The 17,022-nt window shown below is 70.3% G+C and carries 17 protein-coding genes and 1 pseudogene; 8 read left to right on the top strand and 10 right to left on the bottom strand.

Annotated elements, in window-relative coordinates; translation table 11 throughout:
• Positions 1-326 precede the first annotated feature (326 nt).
• Positions 327-818 carry a MarR family winged helix-turn-helix transcriptional regulator gene (locus AQI95_RS05965; protein WP_067118836.1) on the top strand — a complete coding sequence of 164 codons (492 nt, stop codon included), beginning with the start codon at positions 327-329 and terminating at the stop codon, positions 816-818.
• A gap of 14 nt (positions 819-832) precedes the next feature.
• Here the strand turns inward: AQI95_RS05965 and AQI95_RS05960 are convergent.
• Positions 833-1,180, bottom strand: a pseudogene (locus AQI95_RS05960) (transposase); the annotation flags it as partial.
• Between the two features lie 45 nt (positions 1,181-1,225).
• On the bottom strand, positions 1,226-2,164 hold the full coding sequence (locus AQI95_RS05955; RefSeq protein ID WP_107121564.1) for an alpha/beta fold hydrolase: 939 nt from the start codon (positions 2,162-2,164) through the stop codon (positions 1,226-1,228).
• A gap of 108 nt (positions 2,165-2,272) precedes the next feature.
• Here AQI95_RS05955 and AQI95_RS05950 point away from each other — a divergent pair, with 108 nt between their 5' ends.
• Positions 2,273-2,875 carry a TetR/AcrR family transcriptional regulator gene (locus AQI95_RS05950; protein ID WP_067118366.1) on the top strand — a complete coding sequence of 201 codons (603 nt, stop codon included), beginning with the start codon at positions 2,273-2,275 and terminating at the stop codon, positions 2,873-2,875.
• Between the two features lie 266 nt (positions 2,876-3,141).
• Here the strand turns inward: AQI95_RS05950 and AQI95_RS05945 are convergent, their stop codons facing one another.
• Together AQI95_RS05945 and AQI95_RS05940 are read right to left on the bottom strand one after the other, a co-directional pair.
• Complete coding sequence (locus AQI95_RS05945; RefSeq protein WP_208614078.1) at positions 3,142-3,822, bottom strand: esterase/lipase family protein; 681 nt, start codon at positions 3,820-3,822, stop codon at positions 3,142-3,144.
• A 689-nt stretch (positions 3,823-4,511) separates the two neighbouring features.
• Positions 4,512-5,408, bottom strand: coding sequence for a helix-turn-helix transcriptional regulator (locus tag AQI95_RS05940; protein ID WP_067118363.1), 897 nt, complete (start codon positions 5,406-5,408; stop codon positions 4,512-4,514).
• 348 nt (positions 5,409-5,756) lie between these two features.
• Here AQI95_RS05940 and AQI95_RS05935 point away from each other — a divergent pair, with 348 nt between their 5' ends.
• The 5 genes from AQI95_RS05935 to AQI95_RS05915 all read left to right on the top strand — a co-directional run bounded on the left by AQI95_RS05935 (position 5,757) and on the right by AQI95_RS05915 (position 9,833).
• Entirely contained in the window at positions 5,757-6,518 is a 762-nt protein-coding gene (locus AQI95_RS05935) for a nuclear transport factor 2 family protein (RefSeq protein ID WP_067118360.1), read from the top strand.
• 177 nt (positions 6,519-6,695) lie between these two features.
• On the top strand, positions 6,696-7,631 hold the full coding sequence (locus AQI95_RS05930; RefSeq protein WP_067118357.1) for a protein-ADP-ribose hydrolase: 936 nt from the start codon (positions 6,696-6,698) through the stop codon (positions 7,629-7,631).
• Positions 7,628-8,518, top strand: a complete 891-nt coding sequence (locus AQI95_RS05925) for an SIR2 family NAD-dependent protein deacylase (RefSeq protein WP_067118354.1) — start codon at positions 7,628-7,630, stop codon at positions 8,516-8,518. Before AQI95_RS05930 ends, AQI95_RS05925 begins: the two co-directional genes overlap by 4 nt.
• Before the next feature lie 184 nt (positions 8,519-8,702).
• The gene (locus AQI95_RS05920) at positions 8,703-9,437 is read left to right on the top strand and encodes a S1 family peptidase (protein WP_067118351.1); all 735 of its coding nucleotides are present in this window, start codon (positions 8,703-8,705) and stop codon (positions 9,435-9,437) included.
• 126 nt (positions 9,438-9,563) lie between these two features.
• Positions 9,564-9,833, top strand: coding sequence for a GMC oxidoreductase (locus AQI95_RS05915; protein WP_067118348.1), 270 nt, complete (start codon positions 9,564-9,566; stop codon positions 9,831-9,833).
• A gap of 110 nt (positions 9,834-9,943) precedes the next feature.
• On the opposite strand, the gene AQI95_RS05910 is transcribed toward AQI95_RS05915, so the two are convergent.
• The 6 genes from AQI95_RS05910 to AQI95_RS05885 all read right to left on the bottom strand — a co-directional run bounded on the left by AQI95_RS05910 (position 9,944) and on the right by AQI95_RS05885 (position 16,011).
• Positions 9,944-11,173: an alpha/beta hydrolase family protein gene (locus AQI95_RS05910; RefSeq protein WP_067118345.1), complete on the bottom strand. Its 1,230-nt coding sequence runs from the start codon at positions 11,171-11,173 to the stop codon at positions 9,944-9,946.
• Positions 11,174-11,256: 83 nt separating this feature from the next.
• Positions 11,257-12,621, bottom strand: a complete 1,365-nt coding sequence (locus AQI95_RS05905) for a carotenoid oxygenase family protein (RefSeq protein WP_067118342.1) — start codon at positions 12,619-12,621, stop codon at positions 11,257-11,259.
• 82 nt (positions 12,622-12,703) lie between these two features.
• Positions 12,704-13,144: an SRPBCC family protein gene (locus tag AQI95_RS05900; RefSeq protein WP_067118339.1), complete on the bottom strand. Its 441-nt coding sequence runs from the start codon at positions 13,142-13,144 to the stop codon at positions 12,704-12,706.
• A gap of 54 nt (positions 13,145-13,198) precedes the next feature.
• A complete protein-coding gene (locus AQI95_RS05895; RefSeq protein ID WP_079071070.1) occupies positions 13,199-14,695 on the bottom strand; it encodes an MFS transporter in 1,497 nt (498 codons plus the stop codon).
• Positions 14,696-15,139: 444 nt separating this feature from the next.
• Positions 15,140-15,364 carry a hypothetical protein gene (locus AQI95_RS05890; protein WP_067118331.1) on the bottom strand — a complete coding sequence of 75 codons (225 nt, stop codon included), beginning with the start codon at positions 15,362-15,364 and terminating at the stop codon, positions 15,140-15,142.
• A gap of 242 nt (positions 15,365-15,606) precedes the next feature.
• Entirely contained in the window at positions 15,607-16,011 is a 405-nt protein-coding gene (locus tag AQI95_RS05885) for a nuclear transport factor 2 family protein (RefSeq protein ID WP_067118328.1), read from the bottom strand.
• Positions 16,012-16,127: 116 nt separating this feature from the next.
• Here AQI95_RS05885 and AQI95_RS05880 point away from each other — a divergent pair, with 116 nt between their 5' ends.
• Entirely contained in the window at positions 16,128-16,571 is a 444-nt protein-coding gene (locus tag AQI95_RS05880) for a MarR family winged helix-turn-helix transcriptional regulator (RefSeq protein ID WP_067118325.1), read from the top strand.
• Positions 16,572-17,022 lie beyond the last annotated feature (451 nt).

Genomic DNA, 17,022 nt, shown 5'->3' with positions numbered 1-17,022 from the left:
CACCCGGTACCCGGCCGACGATCCCACGGCGAACTGGCCGGGTCCCTGCCCTCGCTGCATCCTCAAGCAGCGGCGCCATGAGCTCCTCGCCGGTGACACCGGCTCCATAGCCCCGAAGCTGCAGCCCCGCCACGACGCCCTGGCAGACACTGAACGAGCTGGCACCGCGATGCGCCGGCTCTCCAAGGGCATCGTCTCCACGGTCCTGTCCGATTCAGGGCCTGTCTCCTCGGTGACGGCGACCCGCCAGTTCAGTGGGTTGAGCCGTGGCGTGATACGGCGCCCCGAGTGGGTGCGCATGCACTGGCGAACATAGCGTCGTGATCATGGAACAGTTGACTGGCGGAATTACGGACCAGGCGCCGGCAGACCCGACGGTAACCGACGACATGTTGGCTACTCAGCCCATCGGCTACTGGAGCGGCTTGGCTCACACGGTCGTCACCCGACATCTGCGTGATGCCATGGCCAAAATCGACGTCACACAGCCGCAGTACTGGGTACTCAACCACGTGAACGGCGGCACGGCATCGCCCACCCGAGAGGAGGTAGTAACCCAGCTGACACCGCTGGCCGATGGCGAACACGAGATGGCTCGGGTTGTCGATCAGTTGCTCCATCGTGGCTGGCTCGGGCTCGACGCCGAGCAGCACCTGCACCTCACCGATCTCGGCGAGGCTGCCCGAGCGCGGGTGCGCGAGCTGGTGACCGAGCTCCGGTCCGTGATTCATCAGGGCATCAGCGATGAGGAGTACGTGGCCGCACTCAAGGTGCTCCGCAAGATGGTGGCCAATGCCGCGGACCGCAGGACTGACTAGATTCAGATTCTTGGTCAGCGTCGTGCCCGGATGAGGATGGCCGCGAGGTGGAGTGCGGCCTGGTAGACGACGGCGAGTTTGTCGCACCGCGCGGCCAGGCCGCGCCACTGCTCGAGGCGATCGATGCAGCGTTCGACCGTGTTCCGCTGCTTGTACTCCTCGGCGTCGAAACCAGGCGGGCGTCCGCCTCGACGGCCCCGCCGCAGGCGGTGCCCGACCTGGTCGGCTGGCTGCGGAATGACCACACGGAGCCCACGCCGCGGCAGGTGACTGCTGATGGCGCGAGACGAGTAGGCGCGGTCCGCCAGAACGGTGGTGGAGCGAGTGCGAGCCCTGCCCAGGCCTGTTCGGGGCACGCGAACGGGTCCAGCCGATGTCGTCATCGGCGTCCGTCTCTCCGACTCAGGTCACTGGCGCGGCGTCGGCAGGCTGAGGTCGGCGGCGTCCATGAAGTCCAGCATCCGCCTGTTGGTCAGCTCCGCGTGGTCGATCTGCGGGCCATGGCCGGTCCGGGAGATGATCTCGGCCCTGGCACCGGGGATCAGCCGGGGCACGCGTTCGACCTGCCGGTCGGGATGCAGCAGGAGGCTGCGCCTGCCGAGCACCAGGTACAACGGCGTGCTGATGGTGCACAGTTCGGCCTCGGTGAGAGGCTGCGGCACCGGTCGGCGGATGCGGTAGGCGCGGACCCCGGTCCGGATCATGGTGCGCAGTTCCGGCACGACGAGGACGGGTTGTTCCAGCCAGGACGCGAGACGTGGCCGCAGCGACTTGGGGGCGAAAGTGGCGAACAGGCTGGCGAAGATCCACACGAAGAAGCGCAGCCCCACCTTCTCCAGGCCTCCGGGGTCGAGCAGCGTGACCGAGGCGAGGCGTTCCGGTGCGCGGTGCGCCTGGTTCAGAGCGAGCCAGCCGCCGTACGACGAACCGAGGAGGTGCACTTGGCCGAGCCCGAGACCGGCGAGCGTCTCGTCCAGCCACTGCGCGGCGTGCTCGGGCTCGTGGATCGGTGCGCGCTGCACGCTGCGGCCCGGGTCGCCTGGGGTGTCGATGGCGTAGACGGGCCGTTCGGCGCCGAGGGCAGGGGTGTTCGGGTACCACATCGCGGAGCAGGAACCGGCTCCGTGTACGAGGACGACGGGGGTCCGCTCGCGGGCGGCCGGGTCTTCCGGGTCGTAGCGATAGACGTGGGTGGTCCCGAAGGAGGTCTCCACGTCCCCCTCCCAGGACGCGGGTGCGCCCAGCGCGTAGAGCGCGTCGCAGGCCGCGAAGTAGCGCTCACGCCAGATGTCACTGACGAAGCGTCCGACATCGGGCTGAGAACGGGTTGCTGTGGACTCGGGCACGGCCACCTCCGGGGGCAGTCGGTCTTTGTGATACGAACGTACCACAAACGTGGTACGGCTGTATCATCAAAAATCTGGGACACAAGCCGAAGAGCGGAGAGCCGAACCATGCCCAAGCGCGTGGATCACGCACAGCGGCGCACGGAGATCGCCGAGGCCCTCGTCCAGGCCGCTGGACGGCACGGGCTGCACGCGGTGGGAATGCGCGACGTGGCGGCCGAGGCGGGAGTCTCACTCCGGCTGGTGCAGTACTACTTCGAATCCAAGGAGAAGCTGCTCCTCTTCGGACTGCGCCATCTGGCCGGCAAGTTCGGGGAACGAGTGACCGCCCGGGTCAGCGCCGCCGGTGACGACCCCGGGCCGCGGGCGGTGATCGAGGCACTGCTGACGGCGGCCCTGCCCGTCGACGAGGAAAGCCGCCTCTTCCACCAGCTCTTCACCTCGTACGCCGTGCTCTCGGTGACCGACGAGGCTCTCGCGGCCCAACCCTTCATCACGGATCCCGATGCCGCAGAGAGCACGCTCACCGCACTGCTGCACCAAGCGGCAGACACCGGGCTGCTCCAGGCCGACGTGGACGTCCACGCGGAGGCGGTCGGCCTGCTGGCCATGTCCGCGGGACTCGGCACCAGCGTCCTGGTGGGCCAGCGCGACGCACAGTCCGCCACGACCGTCCTGCGCTACCACCTGGACCGGATCTTCCAGACTTGACGCACGTCCCCGGGGCACAGAGCCCGCAGCAGTTCCGGGACGGCCTTGTCGCGGGGGGGGGGGACTCGCGCCGACCACCGCGGCGGCGGTGACAAGGGTTCCGGTCTCCAGCGCTGCCCAGTTGAAGGATGGGCCGCCGTTGGGTGCCGCTTCGCCGGATAACCGGTGTCAGTTCTGAGCCGCGGCTTGCAGGACGAGCCTGCCGATCGCTTCCGGGTGCGTGACGAGCGACAGGTGGCCTGCGTCGACCTCGATGGTCGTGGCCTTCATCCGCTTGGCCATGAAGCGCTCAAGCTCGGGATTGATGGTGCGGTCGTTCTTCGAGATGGCGTACCAGGTCGGCTTCTGATGCCAGGCGGCGACGCTCGTGGTGGGCGTGGTGTCGATAGCGGACCCTGGACCGCGTACAGTTCGAGCGCCTCCTTCCTGGGTACGCCGTTCGCGAAGTCCTGGAGGAACGCCTGCTGGCTCAGAAACTTGAAGCCATGTGAGGTGATGATTCCGGAATTGACCGGAGGGGTGGGGAACTTCGCGGAGAGCGCGGCGAAGTCTTCGCCGGCTTCCGGAGCACGGGCGGCGACGTAGACGAGCGCAGCGACGTTCGGTGCGAGCCCGGCCTGGGAGATGACGGTGCCGCCATAGGAGTGTGCGACCAGGACCGTGGGCGCGTCCTGCCGAGCCAGCGCGAAGTTCGTGGCGGCGACGTCGTCGGCGAGAGACGTGAGGGGGTTCTGCACTGCGATGACGTTCATTCCGGCTGCTTGCAGCAGAGGGATGACCTTCGCCCAGGAAGAGCCATCCGCGTAGGCACCATGTACAAGTACGACATTGCGTACGGCGGGTTTGCGGCGACGGGTTGCCGCCCGGGCTGCCGGCGCCCCGGAAAGCGTGGCCGCCGCTGCTCCGGCGCCGAGAGCAGAGAACTGACGACGACTGATCACCATCATTACCGTCCTTGTGTGTACGCCCGTTCTTTACCTGGGGACCAGAAGGCGCCCGGGCACGCGGACGAATGCAGCCCGTAGCCGCACCGCGCATGGCCTGTCTCGTACAAGCAAGATTCATGAGAAGAAGAGGGCGGATGACCGATGGTCATGTCGGAAAAGTTCCGGCAGCATTCACCCGGCACCGGAACGTCCTGAGGGGCGATCCTATCCTGGGGTAGCGGTCGGCGCTTGGCGGCGGCGGTTGGCACTCCAGCGTGACTTCGATGTCTTTCCTGCTCAGAGGCTATCTGAGACCTGAAACGGGAAGCTGTCCGAGATGCCGCCCACCACCTGGCCCGGCCTCGCGGTCGTCGGAGCGGATCGGGGCACGGCCGTCAGGTGTTGGGCAGCCCCCTGACGGCCGCGATCTCACGGCGCGAAGCTCATGTGTGTGTCACCTTGACGCCAGGGGGCGCCACTGCCGTCGGGAATGGGGAGTTGGAGCTTCCAAGCCGCCGGGAGGCGTACAGGACGAGACCGAGCCTCGGCACGCTGGCGAGGAAGTACCGCGAGAAAGTACCGCAATGAAGGCGACCACCTCTGTCTGCTGGCCTCCCCTCGACGCCGACCACGGCGACGTCGGCCTCGCCCCCTGCAACGACATCCTGGCCGACGAACACTTCGGGGCGGTCACGGATGGCTGCCGGGTTTCACTTCGTGGGGTACCCGCGGACCGTGGTGCGGAAGGCGATCGGGGTCTGTCCGGTGCGCTGGTGGAAGTACTTGCTGAAGTGGGTCGCGCTGGAGAAGCCGAGGTGGACGGCGATGCGCGCCGCGGTCCGGTCGCTGTGGGCCAGGAGGCGCTTGGCTTCTAGGACGACGCGACGGTCGATGAACTCCTTGGCACCGAGGCCGGCGGCGGCGAGGGTGGCGCGGGAGAGGGTGCGGGCCGAGTAGCCGAGCGCCTCGGCGTAGTCCTCGACCTGGCGGGTGCGCGTGAAGTCCTTCTCCACGGCGTCACGGAAACGCAGGTAGGTGGCGTCGGGTTCGGGTGCGGGAGTTCCGGCGGGCGTGGTGAGGTGGGCCAGGCGCAGTACGAGGACGGCCAGCAGATGGCGCAGGGCCGCGGTGTGGACCTCCAGGGGCAGGTGCCCGAGCGCGTGGAACTCCGCGGTGAGGTGGTCGGCGGCCAGCCGCAGGGTCGCGGCGTCGTCGGGAAGGGGCCGGCGCAGGATCGGGGCGTGCGGGTCCTCGATGCGGGCGCCGTCGGTGGTGGCCGGATCGAGGAAGTCCTGGCGGAACAGGATCAGGGTGCCTTCGGCGTGGGTGAGATCGCCCCACTGCTGGACCTGGCCGGGGCGTACCCAGAGCCAGGAGCCAGGAGCCAGGGCGTAGGCGGTGAAGTCGACCGTGTGCCACAGGGTTCCGCTGGTGAGGGTGAGCAGGTGGTGGAAGTCCGGACGCTGGGGGGCCTTGAGCCACTCGGCGCGTACGCGGCGGCGCAGGCCGGCGAGGGACAGCACTTCGACGCCCGCAGGTGTTCCGGCAGGCGCGGCGAAGGAGATCTCCGGGATGCCGCGATCGGCATCGTGTCGCTTTTTGACCATCGTGAGTCGCCAGCGTATCCGATTCGGCCTGTTCACCGCCTCTAGCTTGGAGGTGCCGGCTCATCCGACATCGAGATCTTGTCGGAAAGCAGTAAGTGAGAAGAGGGGGGCGGAGTGTGATGCCTTCGGCGGAGCGAGCGTCGCTGTCGTACGCGTTCGACGCGTACCGCCCCTGGTGCCACGGCTCCGGCCCGGCCCGGCGGGCCTTCGCCGAAGGCGACACGCGCCGACCGGATGGGCGGCCCGGCTTCCTCAGTCGATTCCCTGAGCGCCGCACTCGATCAGCGCCTGACGAGAACCATCCCCAAGCCCCACCCGTGACCTGACCTTGCAAGGAGACGCCCCGTCATGAGCAATGCCAAGAACACCGTCCTGTCCGCCGCCGGCGAGCTGTTCGGCCAGAAGGACCCGAGTGCGGTGGACCGCTGGGTCGCCGCCGACTACCGCCAGCACAGCGCCCTGGCCGCCGACGGCCCCGAAGCCCTGCGCCAGCTGGTCGCCGGGCTGCCGGAGGGCTTCCGTTACGAAGGAGCCCGGGTGATCGCCGACGGCGACCTGGTGGCCCTGCACGGCACGTACCACGGCTTCGGCCCCGAACCGCTCGTCGCCTTCGACATCTTCCGCGTCGATGCCGACGGCAAGCTCGCCGAGCACTGGGACGCCCTGACCCCGGTGGTCGACGGCACCGTCTCCGGTCGCTCGCAGACCGACGGACCCGCCGAGGTCACCGCGCCGGAGACGACCGAGGCCAACCGCGCCCTGGTCGCCGAGTTCGCGCAGAAGGTCCTGGTCGGCGCCGACTACTCGGTGCTCACGGACTACATCTCGACCGAGACCTACCACCAGCACAACCCGGAGGCCGCGGACGGCCTGCACGGTTTCGGGATCGCCGCCGCGAAGTGGGCCGAGCAGGGCAAGAACCTCGCCTACAAGACCGTCCACAAGGTCATCGCCGAGGGCGAGTTCGTCCTGCTCCAGTCCGAGGGCGAGTTCGGGGTGCCCGTCGCGTACTACGACCTCTTCCGCGTGGCCGACGGCAAGATCGTCGAGCACTGGGACGTCATCGCCCCGATCGCGGCCGAACTCCCCCACGGCAACGGCCTGTTCTGACATCGAACGGCCTGTTCCGAAGCCGCGACCGGACGGGCGGGCCGCGGCCTCGTCGCCGAACTCCACACCCGGCTCCTCGAAACCGCCTGAACGCACGGACGCGCCGCCGTGCCGCCGTGCCGCCCCGGCAACGCCGGGTGGCCGCGTCGGCGCGTCCCGCACCGCCCGGAGGCTTCCGTGCACACCACCGCGCTGCCGCTCGATGCCTACGGCGCCGGCATCGCCCTGGACGAACCCTTCCGGCCCGTCGCCCGGCAGGACCCGGCCACCCGGCTCGCCGACCAGGTCCGCGAGGCACTGGACCTGCTGGGCCACGACCCGGCGGCGGTGCGCGCCGGATGGCGCCCCGGCGCCACGGACCGGCTCGACGATGCCACGGCCCGGCGACTGCTGCGCACCGTGCTGACCGTCCGCGGACCGGGCCCGCTGCCTACGGAAACCACCCGGGTGCTGGACGCGCTCCTGGCCGGTGAACGCCTGACGCGCGACACCACCGACGCGTCCTCGCTCCCCACTGTCCGCGACACACTTCCCGGCACCACGTACCCGGCCGCCGACCGTACGGCGCTGTGGCAGGGCGACATCACCACCCTGGACGCGGACGCCGTCGTCAATGCCGCCAACCGTGATCTGCTGGGCTGCTTCGCCCCGATGCACCCGTGCATCGACAACGCCATCCACGCCGGGGCCGGCCCGCGCCTGCGCGCCGACTGCCACACGATCATGTCCCTGCAGGGCCACCCGGAGCCGACCGGCACCGCCAAGATCACCCGGGGCTACCACCTGCCCGCCCGCTACGTCCTGCACACGGTCGGCCCCATAGTCGACGGGCCCGTGCTCCCGCAGCACCAGCAAGCTCTGGCGGCCTCGTACCGCGCCTGTCTCGATCTCGCCGCCGAGGTGGACGGACTGCGCACCGTCGCGTTCTGCGGCATCAGCACCGGCGTCTTCGGCTACCCCAGGACGCCCGCGGCCCGTACCGCCCTGGACACCGTGGCCGACTGGCTCGACCGCCACCCCGCACGCCTCGACCGCGTGATCTTCAACGTGTACGCGGACGACGACCGCGCCGCCTACGTCCGTGCACTGACCGGAGGAACCCAGCCCCGATGAACCATCCCACCTTCGAGCTGGAAGGCGCCGCCGGCACGATACGCCGCTGGCTCGCCGAGGCCGACCGCATCCTGATCACGGCCGGGGCCGGACTCAGCGCCGCCGCCGGATACGACTACGGCGACGAAGACCGCTTCCATGAACTCTTCCCCGCCCTGCACCGCCTCGGCCTGCGCTCCCGCTACCTCGTCGGCGTGCCCCTGCCGCCCGACCTGCGGTGGGGCTACTGGGCCGTCCACATCGACGACATCCGCTTCTCCCCCACCCCCAACCCCCTCTACCAGCGGCTGCGCGCGCTGGTCGGCGACAAGGACCACTGGGTGATGACGTCCAACGTGGACGGCCTCTTCGCCCGCAACGGCTTCGCTCCCGACCGGATATTCACCCCGCAGGGCGACTACGGCCGCTACCAGTGCGCCACCCCCTGCACGCCCGCCGTCTGGGACAGCGAGCCCCTCGTCGCACGGCTCCTCGCCGCGTACGATCCGGTCTCCGGTGCCGTCACCGACCCCGACGCCCTGCCACGCTGCCCGAACTGCGGCGGCGAGGTCGAGATCAACGTCCGCGTCGGGCCCGAGTTCATCGAATCCCCCTACCTGCCCGCCGGCCGCCGCCTCCAGGACTGGCTGGGCACGGCCCCCTCCGGTACCCGTCTGCTCATCCTGGAGCTCGGCGCAGGATTCAACACCCCCGGCGTGATCCGATGGCCCGGCGAACACCTCACCCGCCGCCTGCCCCATGCACGCCTCGTGCGTATCAACCCCAGCCACCCGGAAACCCCCACCGACCTCGCCGGCCGAACCCTGCCCGTCGCCGCCGACGCCCGCCACCTGCTCGACGCACTCACCGTGCCGCACTCGGCGCCCCAGCCCACGGTGGCACCTTGAGCGAGCCGGAGACGAGCAAGGAGGCGGTCCGCGTCGTGGCCCGTCATCACAGAGCCAGGCGGCAGAGGGAAGTGACGGCAAGCCAGATGCTCGCTGGACCGTTTTATTCAGATCATTCGGAACTTTTCCGCCCGGTGTGGCATCTCCATCAGCGCCTGCCCAGACGACAGAGGAGCTGTTCCGGATGGTACGTCGAGTTCGTGTGCTGCTGCTGACCGCCCTGGCGCTGGTGACGGGCTCGGTGATGTCGGCCGCACCGGCCAACGCCGTCATCGGCGGATCGAGGAGCACCTACGGCCCGTGGGCGGTGCGCATGCTCGTCGACGGAAAGCCGGCGTGCACCGGCACGGCGGTCACGGCCAGGTGGATCATCAGCGCCTCGCACTGCTTCTTCGAGCAGGGGCAGCCGATCGCCGACAAGCGGATCTCGTTCCGGGTCGGCAGCCTCGACATGCGGAAGGGCACCACGGTCCGCCCGGTACCCGGCGGACGCGTGGGAAGCGCACGCGCCGACATGATGCTCATCAAGGTCCCGCCCATGAAAGTCCGCCCGGCACGCTTGGCGACGGCCGGTGTCCACCCCGGCCAGACCGTGCGCCAGTACGGATGGGGCGCCACCTGCACCGGGGACGAGAACTCCTGCCAGTCCCCCGTGCTCAAGCAGTCGGACCTGCGGATCGTACGGCCGGACGACCCTCGCTGCGCCGGCTACACCGCGCCGGGCGGCTCGGACTTCTGCATGGAGAAGCGGTCCGGGATTCCCGCCGGCGGCGACTCCGGGGGCCCGGTGATGAGCATCGCCCCGCACGGCACCGAAACCCTCCTCGGCGTCTTCGACGGCTCCGACCGGCAGGAGATCGCCGAGGCCGGAGAGATCTCCCAGCAACTCGCCTGGATCCACTCCGTCACCCGGCACTAGAGCCGCCGCCGGGCACACATCGGACATGGGTGGTCAGCCGCACGACGAGCTGGCCGACCGCGTCTTCGCGGCCGCCGACGAGGTCGGGTGGCCGCGGGTGGCGGACGTCAACGCGAGTGACGACGAGTGCATCGGGTACACCCCGTCGACTGCGATGACCAGGACAGCGGTATCGAGTACGCCCGCCGCTTCGGCAGCGCAGGCTTGCACGCGGTCGGTTCGTGCGCGTCGGGACCGGCGGACGACGATGTCGTCGACTCGTACCTGCGGGTCAGAGGGGTTGCGGGGCTGCGCGTGGTGGACGCGTCCGTCCTGCCCTTCCAGGTCTCCGGCAACACAGCCGCCCCGGTCATGGCGGTCGGTTGGATCGCCGGAGACCTGATCGCCGGATCGTGACCGCGGCGGCGCCCGAACAGAATCAGCCTGGCCCAGCACGGCCTCACTGCTGAGGAACCAGACCTGGGCCAGGCGTCACGACGTCGGTGAGACGGTCAGGGGCCGTTCTCCTAGCCGGCCGCGTACCGGTGGTGCAGCGTGTCGTCCAGCCAGTCGTAGATGCGGGCCAGGGCGAGTCGCTGGGCTCCCGCCTGGCAGTGCGCGTCGGCGCCTTCCTCCGAGGTGAACTCGATCAGGGTCTTGGGGCAGGTGAGGTGGTCGTAGAGCTGCCGGGCCTGTCCGGCGAAGAACAGGTCCTCGGCGGCCTCGCAGATCAGGGCGGGGCACTTGATCTGCTCGGCGATGCCGTCGCGCAGGTGGTAGTCGAGATAGGCGGCGCCGAAGGCGCGGGGGGTGTCGGCTCCCATCACGTACATGCCGTGGTTGAACGCCCACCGCATCACCGGGTTGGCGGCGATCAAGTCGTCCAGTTGGGCGTCGAGTTCGGGGTCCGAGGCCGCGCGCAGCCGCCGTTCGAGCTCGCCCCGGTCGCCGGGCACGATGTTGGTGACGGCCCGGCCGAGGTCGTAGACGCCGTCGAGGGCGATCACCGCGGCCAGCCGGCGTTCGAAGGCCGCGGCCCTCGGGGCGAGCAGCCCGCCCATGCTGTTGCCGAGCAGGGCGACCCGGTCGCCGTCGACTTCCGGCAGGGTCAGGGCGAAGTCCAGGACAGGGCCCACGACGTTCTCCCAGTCCGGACGGAAGACCAGTCCGTCGCGGTGGAGCGGCCCCGGCTGCCCCGGTCCGTCGAAGGCGAGGACGGTGTAGCCGCGTTCCACGCCCGCCATCGCTCCGAAGTAGTGCATCTCCTCCGCCGTGCCGTCGAAGCCGTTGTGCATGATGACGGTGGGCCGGGGGGTCGCGGAGGTGTCGGCCCGGTAGAGGTAGCCGGGCAGGGTGCCGCCCTCGTAGGGGATGCGGACCGGCTCGATGCGCGGGGTGAACAGGGCCGCCGCGGCGTGGAAGCACTCCACGCTGCGCTCGTAGGCGTGGTCGTGGCGGGGGTCGCACGGGGTGCCGTGCAGGAAGAACTCCGCCGACCGGTAGTAGTTCGACGCCCGCAGGAACCCGTCCCGGGCACTGACCGGGTGGCCCGCCTCCAGGGCCCGCCGAGCCTCGCCGGCCACCCGGTCGGCGGTGGCCAGCCACTCGTCGTGCCAGCTGCCGTAGTCGCCCTCCACGATGCGCCCGCTCGTCGAGACGACTTCGCCGAAGTCGGCCCCGCCGTAGGCGATGTGGCCGAACGACCGCAGGGTCTCGTACCAGAACTGGACGTCGTTCGAAAACAGCAGGGGCTTCATCTTTGCTCCTCGGTGCAAGGGGTCTTCGGGGTGTCCGGCACCCTGGGGGACCGACATGGCCGGTCCCCCAGGGTGGGTGGTGCTCAGTCGTCGGCGCCGTCGAGCCCGGTGTCGGGGATCCAGGAGCCGTGAAGTCCGGCGCTCACCCGGTGGGGCAGGTGGACGGTGGCGATCCGGTCGAGGCCGCAGGCGTCGAGGACGAGGAGTTGCGAGGCGTCCTGCTTGAGGTCGGAGATCACGGTGAGGAGGTAGCCGTCGTCCTCGCGGGCGGCTCCGGCAGCGGGGACGTAGACGGCTTCGCTGGGCATGCGGGCGTCGCCGACCTGGTGGATGCGGCGGGCGCCGGTGGTGCGGTCGTACTTGACCAGGCCGTAGCCGCCGAAGCCCGTCTCGTCGGGGAAGGAGACGGCGTACTGGTAGCGGTTCTCGACGCCCAGGTACTGCTCGTTGAGGGTCGGGAACTCCACCGGCAGGTCGTCGATGATCTGCTCGTCGACGCTGCCGGCCGCCATGTCGAGCACCCAACGGCGGGTGTAGGAGCGGGTGACGGGCTCGGTACCGCGCCCGGGCGCGCCGATCCACCAGTTCCAGGAGAGCTGGAATCCCACGTGGTCCACGGTGGGGCCTTCCAGGACGATGCGGCCCTGGCCGTCCTCGTAGGCGTTGCCGACGTGCAGCACGTTGCCCGGTTCGACGGAGAACCAGCGGACGTGCCGGTCACCGTCCTCTCCGCGCGGCATGACGCCGATGCGGGCGGTCTGGGCGTCGCTCCAGCCGTAGGGGATGCCGGAGTGGTCGTTCGGGTCGAAGGTGACGTTGCCCTCGATGAAGACCACGTGGTGGCGGGTGATGGCGAAGTCGTGCTTGAGCGAGGCGGTCGCTCCCGGTATCTCGGCGCTGTGGACGATCTCACCCTTGGCGTCGGCGACGTAGTACATCAGGTAGGGCGGGAACGGCGAGGACCCGAAGAAGTGCAGCTCCCCCGTCACCGGGTCTTCCTTGGGGTGCGCGGTCATCGCGGTGCGCAGCTTGCCGTCGAAGTCGAAGGCGCCGACGGTGTCCAGCTCCGGGGTGAGCTGGAAGGGGAGGTTCGCCTCGCACAGGGCGAGCAGCCGGCCGGCGTGTTCGATGACGTGGGTGCCGGCGGTGCTGGCGGTCAGGTCGGGTCCGTGGTCGGTCATGTAAGGGGCGCCGTCGAGGGCGGGGGTGTGCACCCAGCGGTTGCGGTACCACTCGGCGCGGCCCTCGCGCAGGCGGATGCCGTGGACCATGCCGCTGCCCTTGAACCAGTGGGTGGGGGTGACGCCGGGCTTGGGGTTGTGGCCGTTGCGGAGGAGGCGGCCGGTCAGCTCCGGGGGCAGGGTGCCCTCGACGGTGAGTTCGGTGGCGGTGATCTCGTCGGCGACGGGGGTGTAGTGGCCGGTCAGGTAGGGCTTGTCGATGGCCATGGAAGGGGCCTCTCTCGGTAGGTGTGCTGCGTTGTCAGGTGTTCTGTGATGTGTGTGTGGTCGGGTACGTGGTGGTGTCGTGTCAGGCCGTCCGCTCGGCTCGGGACTTGAGGCGGGCGAGCCAGATCGCGAGGGAGTCGTGGAGGGCCTTGCCGAGGTGGTCGGCCGCGGCCTCGACCGGGGCGCCGCTCCAGGACTCCTCGGTGCGGACGGTGACCTGGTCGCCGTTCTCCTCGAACGTCCAGACGTGGATGCCTTCGATGCCGTGCACGGGGCCGCCCCAGACGATCCGCCGGCCGGGGATCAGTTCGCGGACGGTGGCGGTGATGTCCAGGCCGTGGGCCCGCCACCTGAAGGAGTTGCCGGGCACCAGCGGGCCGTGGGTCTCGGCCTGGTCGACGTCCGTGTTCCAGGTGGGCCAGGCTGCGATGTCGGTGTGCAGTTCCCACACCGTCGCGAGCGGGGCGTCGATCACGGTGCTCAGGCGGATGACGACGGGGGCCGTCTCGTCGATGGTGATCATGGCTGTGTCTCCGGTCTTGAGGGCACGCGTCGGTGGGGTCGCCGAGCCGTCGGTTCAGCCGGTTCGGGAGAGCCGGGTGATTCGTGGGGTCTGCTGGTCGGAGGCCGGGCGCGTGGGAGTGGTCGCGGTCCGCGAGCCGGTGCGGCGGGTGAGGAGCACCGCGAGGAGGGCCGTTGCGGCCAGGACGGCGGCCGAGACCGTGAAGGCGGCCCGGTAGCCGGCGGTGAGGGCTGCCAGGTGCGGCTCGTGCGTGGACGCGTGGGCGGTGACGGAGCCGGCGAGGGTGGCCAGGGCGGCGAGGCCGATCGCACCGCCGACCTGGCGGGTGGTGTTCACCAGTCCGCCGGCCAGGCCCGCGTCCTGGGGCGGGAGGCCGTCCACGGCGAATGCGGTGAGCTGGACGAAGGCGATGCTCAGGCCGAGGCCGACCAGGACGCTCGGACCCAGGATGTCGGTGAGGTAGCTCCCGTCGGCGCTCATCCGTGACAGCCACAGCAGACCCGCTGCCTCGGTGAGCAGGGCCGCGGTCACGGTCGCGGTGGCGCCGAGCCGCCGGGAGACGCGCGGGGCAAGGGTGGAGCCGAGCATGTTGGCCGCGGCGAGCGGGAGTTGGCCCGCTCCGGTGGCCAGGGGGCTGGATCCGAGTACCTGTTGCTGGTAGAGCGGCAGGAAGAAGAACAGGGCGATCCACACGGACCCCAGCAGGGCCATCAGCAGGTTTCCCGCAGCGACCCGGCCGGTGGTGAACAGCCGAGGCGGGATCAGCGCGTCGGGCCGACGCAGCTCGATCACGGCGAAGGCCGTGAGCAGCGTGGCGGCGGCGCCGAGGGCGCCCAGCACCCGACCGTCCGTCCAGCCGGCGCCGCGTGCGGTGGTCAGCCCCCAGACCAGGCAGGTCAGGGCGAGGGTGACGGTGACGGTGCCCAGCAGGTCGAAGCGCCCGGCCGCACGGCTGACCGTCCCTGGAACGAGGGTCACCACGGCGACCAGGACCAGCGCCGCCCCGAGCGCGACGGAGTGGAAGATCCATGGCCAGCCCCACGCCTGGGTGAGCGCGCCGCCCAGCAGGACACCGCCCGCTCCGCCAGCGCCGGAGACCGCGCCCCACACCCCCAGTGCTCTGCCGCGCCCTGGGCCCGGCGGGAACAGGTCCATGGCCAGGGCGAGCGCGGCCGGGGCGATGGCGGCGGCGCCCAGGCCCTGAACCACGCGGGCCGCGATCAGCACGCTCGGGGAGGCGGCCAGTCCCGCTGCCAGCGAGGCGCCCGCGAACAGCGCGAGGCCGGCGATCAGCACCCGGCGGCGACCGAGCAGGTCGGCCGCCCGTCCGCCCGCCAGGAGCAGCGCTCCGAACGCCAGGCCGTAGGCGTTCACCACCCAGGTGGTGTCGCCGTCCGACAGGCCCACCCCGGCGCGGATCTGCGGCAGTGCGACGTTCACGATCGAGGTGGCGAGCATGACCGTGAACTGAGCTGCGGCGAGCACCGTGAGCACGGCTGCCTGCCGAGGGGCGGGCTTCGACCGCCCCGACTGTGTGCGGTGGAGGTTCATGACGCACAGCCTGGTGCGGGGCGGTGTCCACTCTCCAGGCCCGGCAGGGGCGGTGACTGTCCACTCCTGTCCGGACCTGTCCACCCGGTCCTGCCGGAGGCTGCGCCTACCGCTCCTGTCGGGGCCCGTGCGGCTCCTGCGGCCACAGGCTCTCGCGGCGCAGGTCCAGGCCTTGGCGCAGATGGCGCCGGTAGGTGCCGTACGGCAGGGCTAGGGGGGTGCCGTTTGGATCATCCCGGCGTCGCGGGGTGTGGCCTCCTGGGTGGGCGCGCCGGAGAGGTGGCCTTGCGTCAGGGCCTCGTGGGCGCGTACGCCCCGCGGGTCACGGGCGAGGTCGTCGGCGGTGCGGCGCAGCAGGGCGCGCAGTTCTTCGACGGGGTCGGTGAAGTCGGCCGCCAGGCGGGTGCGCGTCAGGGCGCAGACGGCGAAGGCGGCCGAGGCGCGTCAGTGCGGCAGGGCGTCGCGTACGGCTTGTTCGCGTACGGCCTGATCGCGTACGGCCTGATCGAACGCGGTACGCCAGAAGCCCGACGGCCCGGAGGGGGCCGGTACGTCGGTGGCGGTGATGAGATGCCGCAGCCAGGCCTCGACGGGCACCTGGCGCCGGTCGACGCTGGACAGCCCGTACGTGTGGTCGCCGACGCGCGCTCGCGCACCGATGTCGTGCATGACGCCCGGGAGACGCTCGGCCCGTGCATCGGCGTCCCCGACGAGCCTCAGCCTGCGAGTGACCAATGTGACCGGGCAATCGCATAGTTCGGGTGATGTCGCCGACCTCCTGAAGTCGCATCGCCCCGCCTGCCACGGCGGAACTCCGCGCCGAAGCCGCCCGCGCCACCTGGGGAGCGGACGGCTTCCGGGACCACCGGCAGGAAGGCCGCCGTGTTCGGCCTTCCTGCCGGGCCAGGCGGTCAGCGGGCGCTGCCCATGTTCCGGTCGCTGTCGGCGCCCTGGAGCATCAGGGTGGTCTCCTCGATACGCCGGAAGCGCCCGTCAGGAGCGAACTCGGCGAAGACGTACACCTCCATGCGGACGGTGGAGCCGTCGGTCTTGGTGACCTCGACGACGTGACGGTCCGCGTAGCGGTCGCCCTGCGCGAGTTCGTCGAGCACCTGGATCGAACCGCTGGCGACCATGGTGCGCAGGTGGGCGATGTGGGCGGTGAACTCGGTCCGGTCGTCCCAGCGGCCGTCGGTGCGCTGACGGTAGTCGGGGGCGAAGTGCCGGTCGACGGCCTCGGACAGTGCCAGGCCCGGCGTGAAGAGGAGGTCGGTCAGGGCGGTGGTGATGTCGGTGCGGAAAGTGGAGGTGGTCATGGCGGTCCTCACAGAGGTCGGGAACACAGGTTCCAGGATTCGAAATTTTGCGTGCGTCGAGCACGCATCTGCACAGTACACCAAACTGCGTGCGTTGCGCACGCTAGTCTGGGGACATGCCGAACGATGTGGGACACGAGATCGCCGACGCGCTGGGAACGCTGCTCAAGCGCAGCGCCCGGACACAGCTGTACCAACGCCTGACCGAGGGCCTGGGCGAGGCCGTGGACGAGGTCACCTATCCCGTTCTCAGCGGGCTGGCCCGAACCGGCCCTCGCAGCGCCGCGGACCTCGCCGGCGAGATCGGCCTGGACCGCTCCGGCGTCACTCGCCGCGCCACCCGACTGGAGGACGCCGGCCTGCTGCGCCGCGAACCCGACCCCCGAGACCGGCGCGCCACCCTGCTCGCGCTGACCGAGGCCGGAGAGCAGACCGTGGACACCACCCGGCGACGCCTGGCATCGCACATCGAGGCTTCCCTGGTCTCCTGGCCGCCGGACGAGGCCCGAACCTTCGCCCGCCATCTTCAGCGCTTCGTCACTGACGGCCCCTTCACCTGATCTTGGGCCGACACGGACACCGGCACCGGTGATCCTGGGCCCGGGGCAGCCGCGTGGGCCAGGAACGGCTCAACGCCGCCTGGCCTGTGCGGGCCAAGATTGAGGACACCTTCCAGGTTCGTGGTCATGAGGTCGCTGGTGCCGCTGTCTGCCGCCAGTCCCGCGAACACTGTTCCCAGGTGCTCCGTCAGTCCCGTGACCGGCCCGGGCGAGAGCTGCGGGTCACCGCGATCGACGCGCAGAGATGAATGGAGCGCCGAGGACCACGCGCGACCACGTCGCCTGCCCTACGTGACGAGGACGCCCTTGGCAGATGGTGCTCGACCAAGCGAACCAACTGCGCCTGGGCGATGTGCCCTTGTCCACGAGTGTCGTCGCTCCGGACGAGAGAACCAATGAGCCACCGGTTCCGTCTCCATACGTGATGCGGCACTCCGACGAGGGATGTCGG

Source organism: Streptomyces yokosukanensis (assembly GCF_001514035.1).
Taxonomy (GTDB): Bacteria; Actinomycetota; Actinomycetes; order Streptomycetales; family Streptomycetaceae; genus Streptomyces; species Streptomyces yokosukanensis.
Note: the sequence above shows the minus strand (reverse complement) of the source record. Positions and strands in the feature narration are given on the sequence as shown.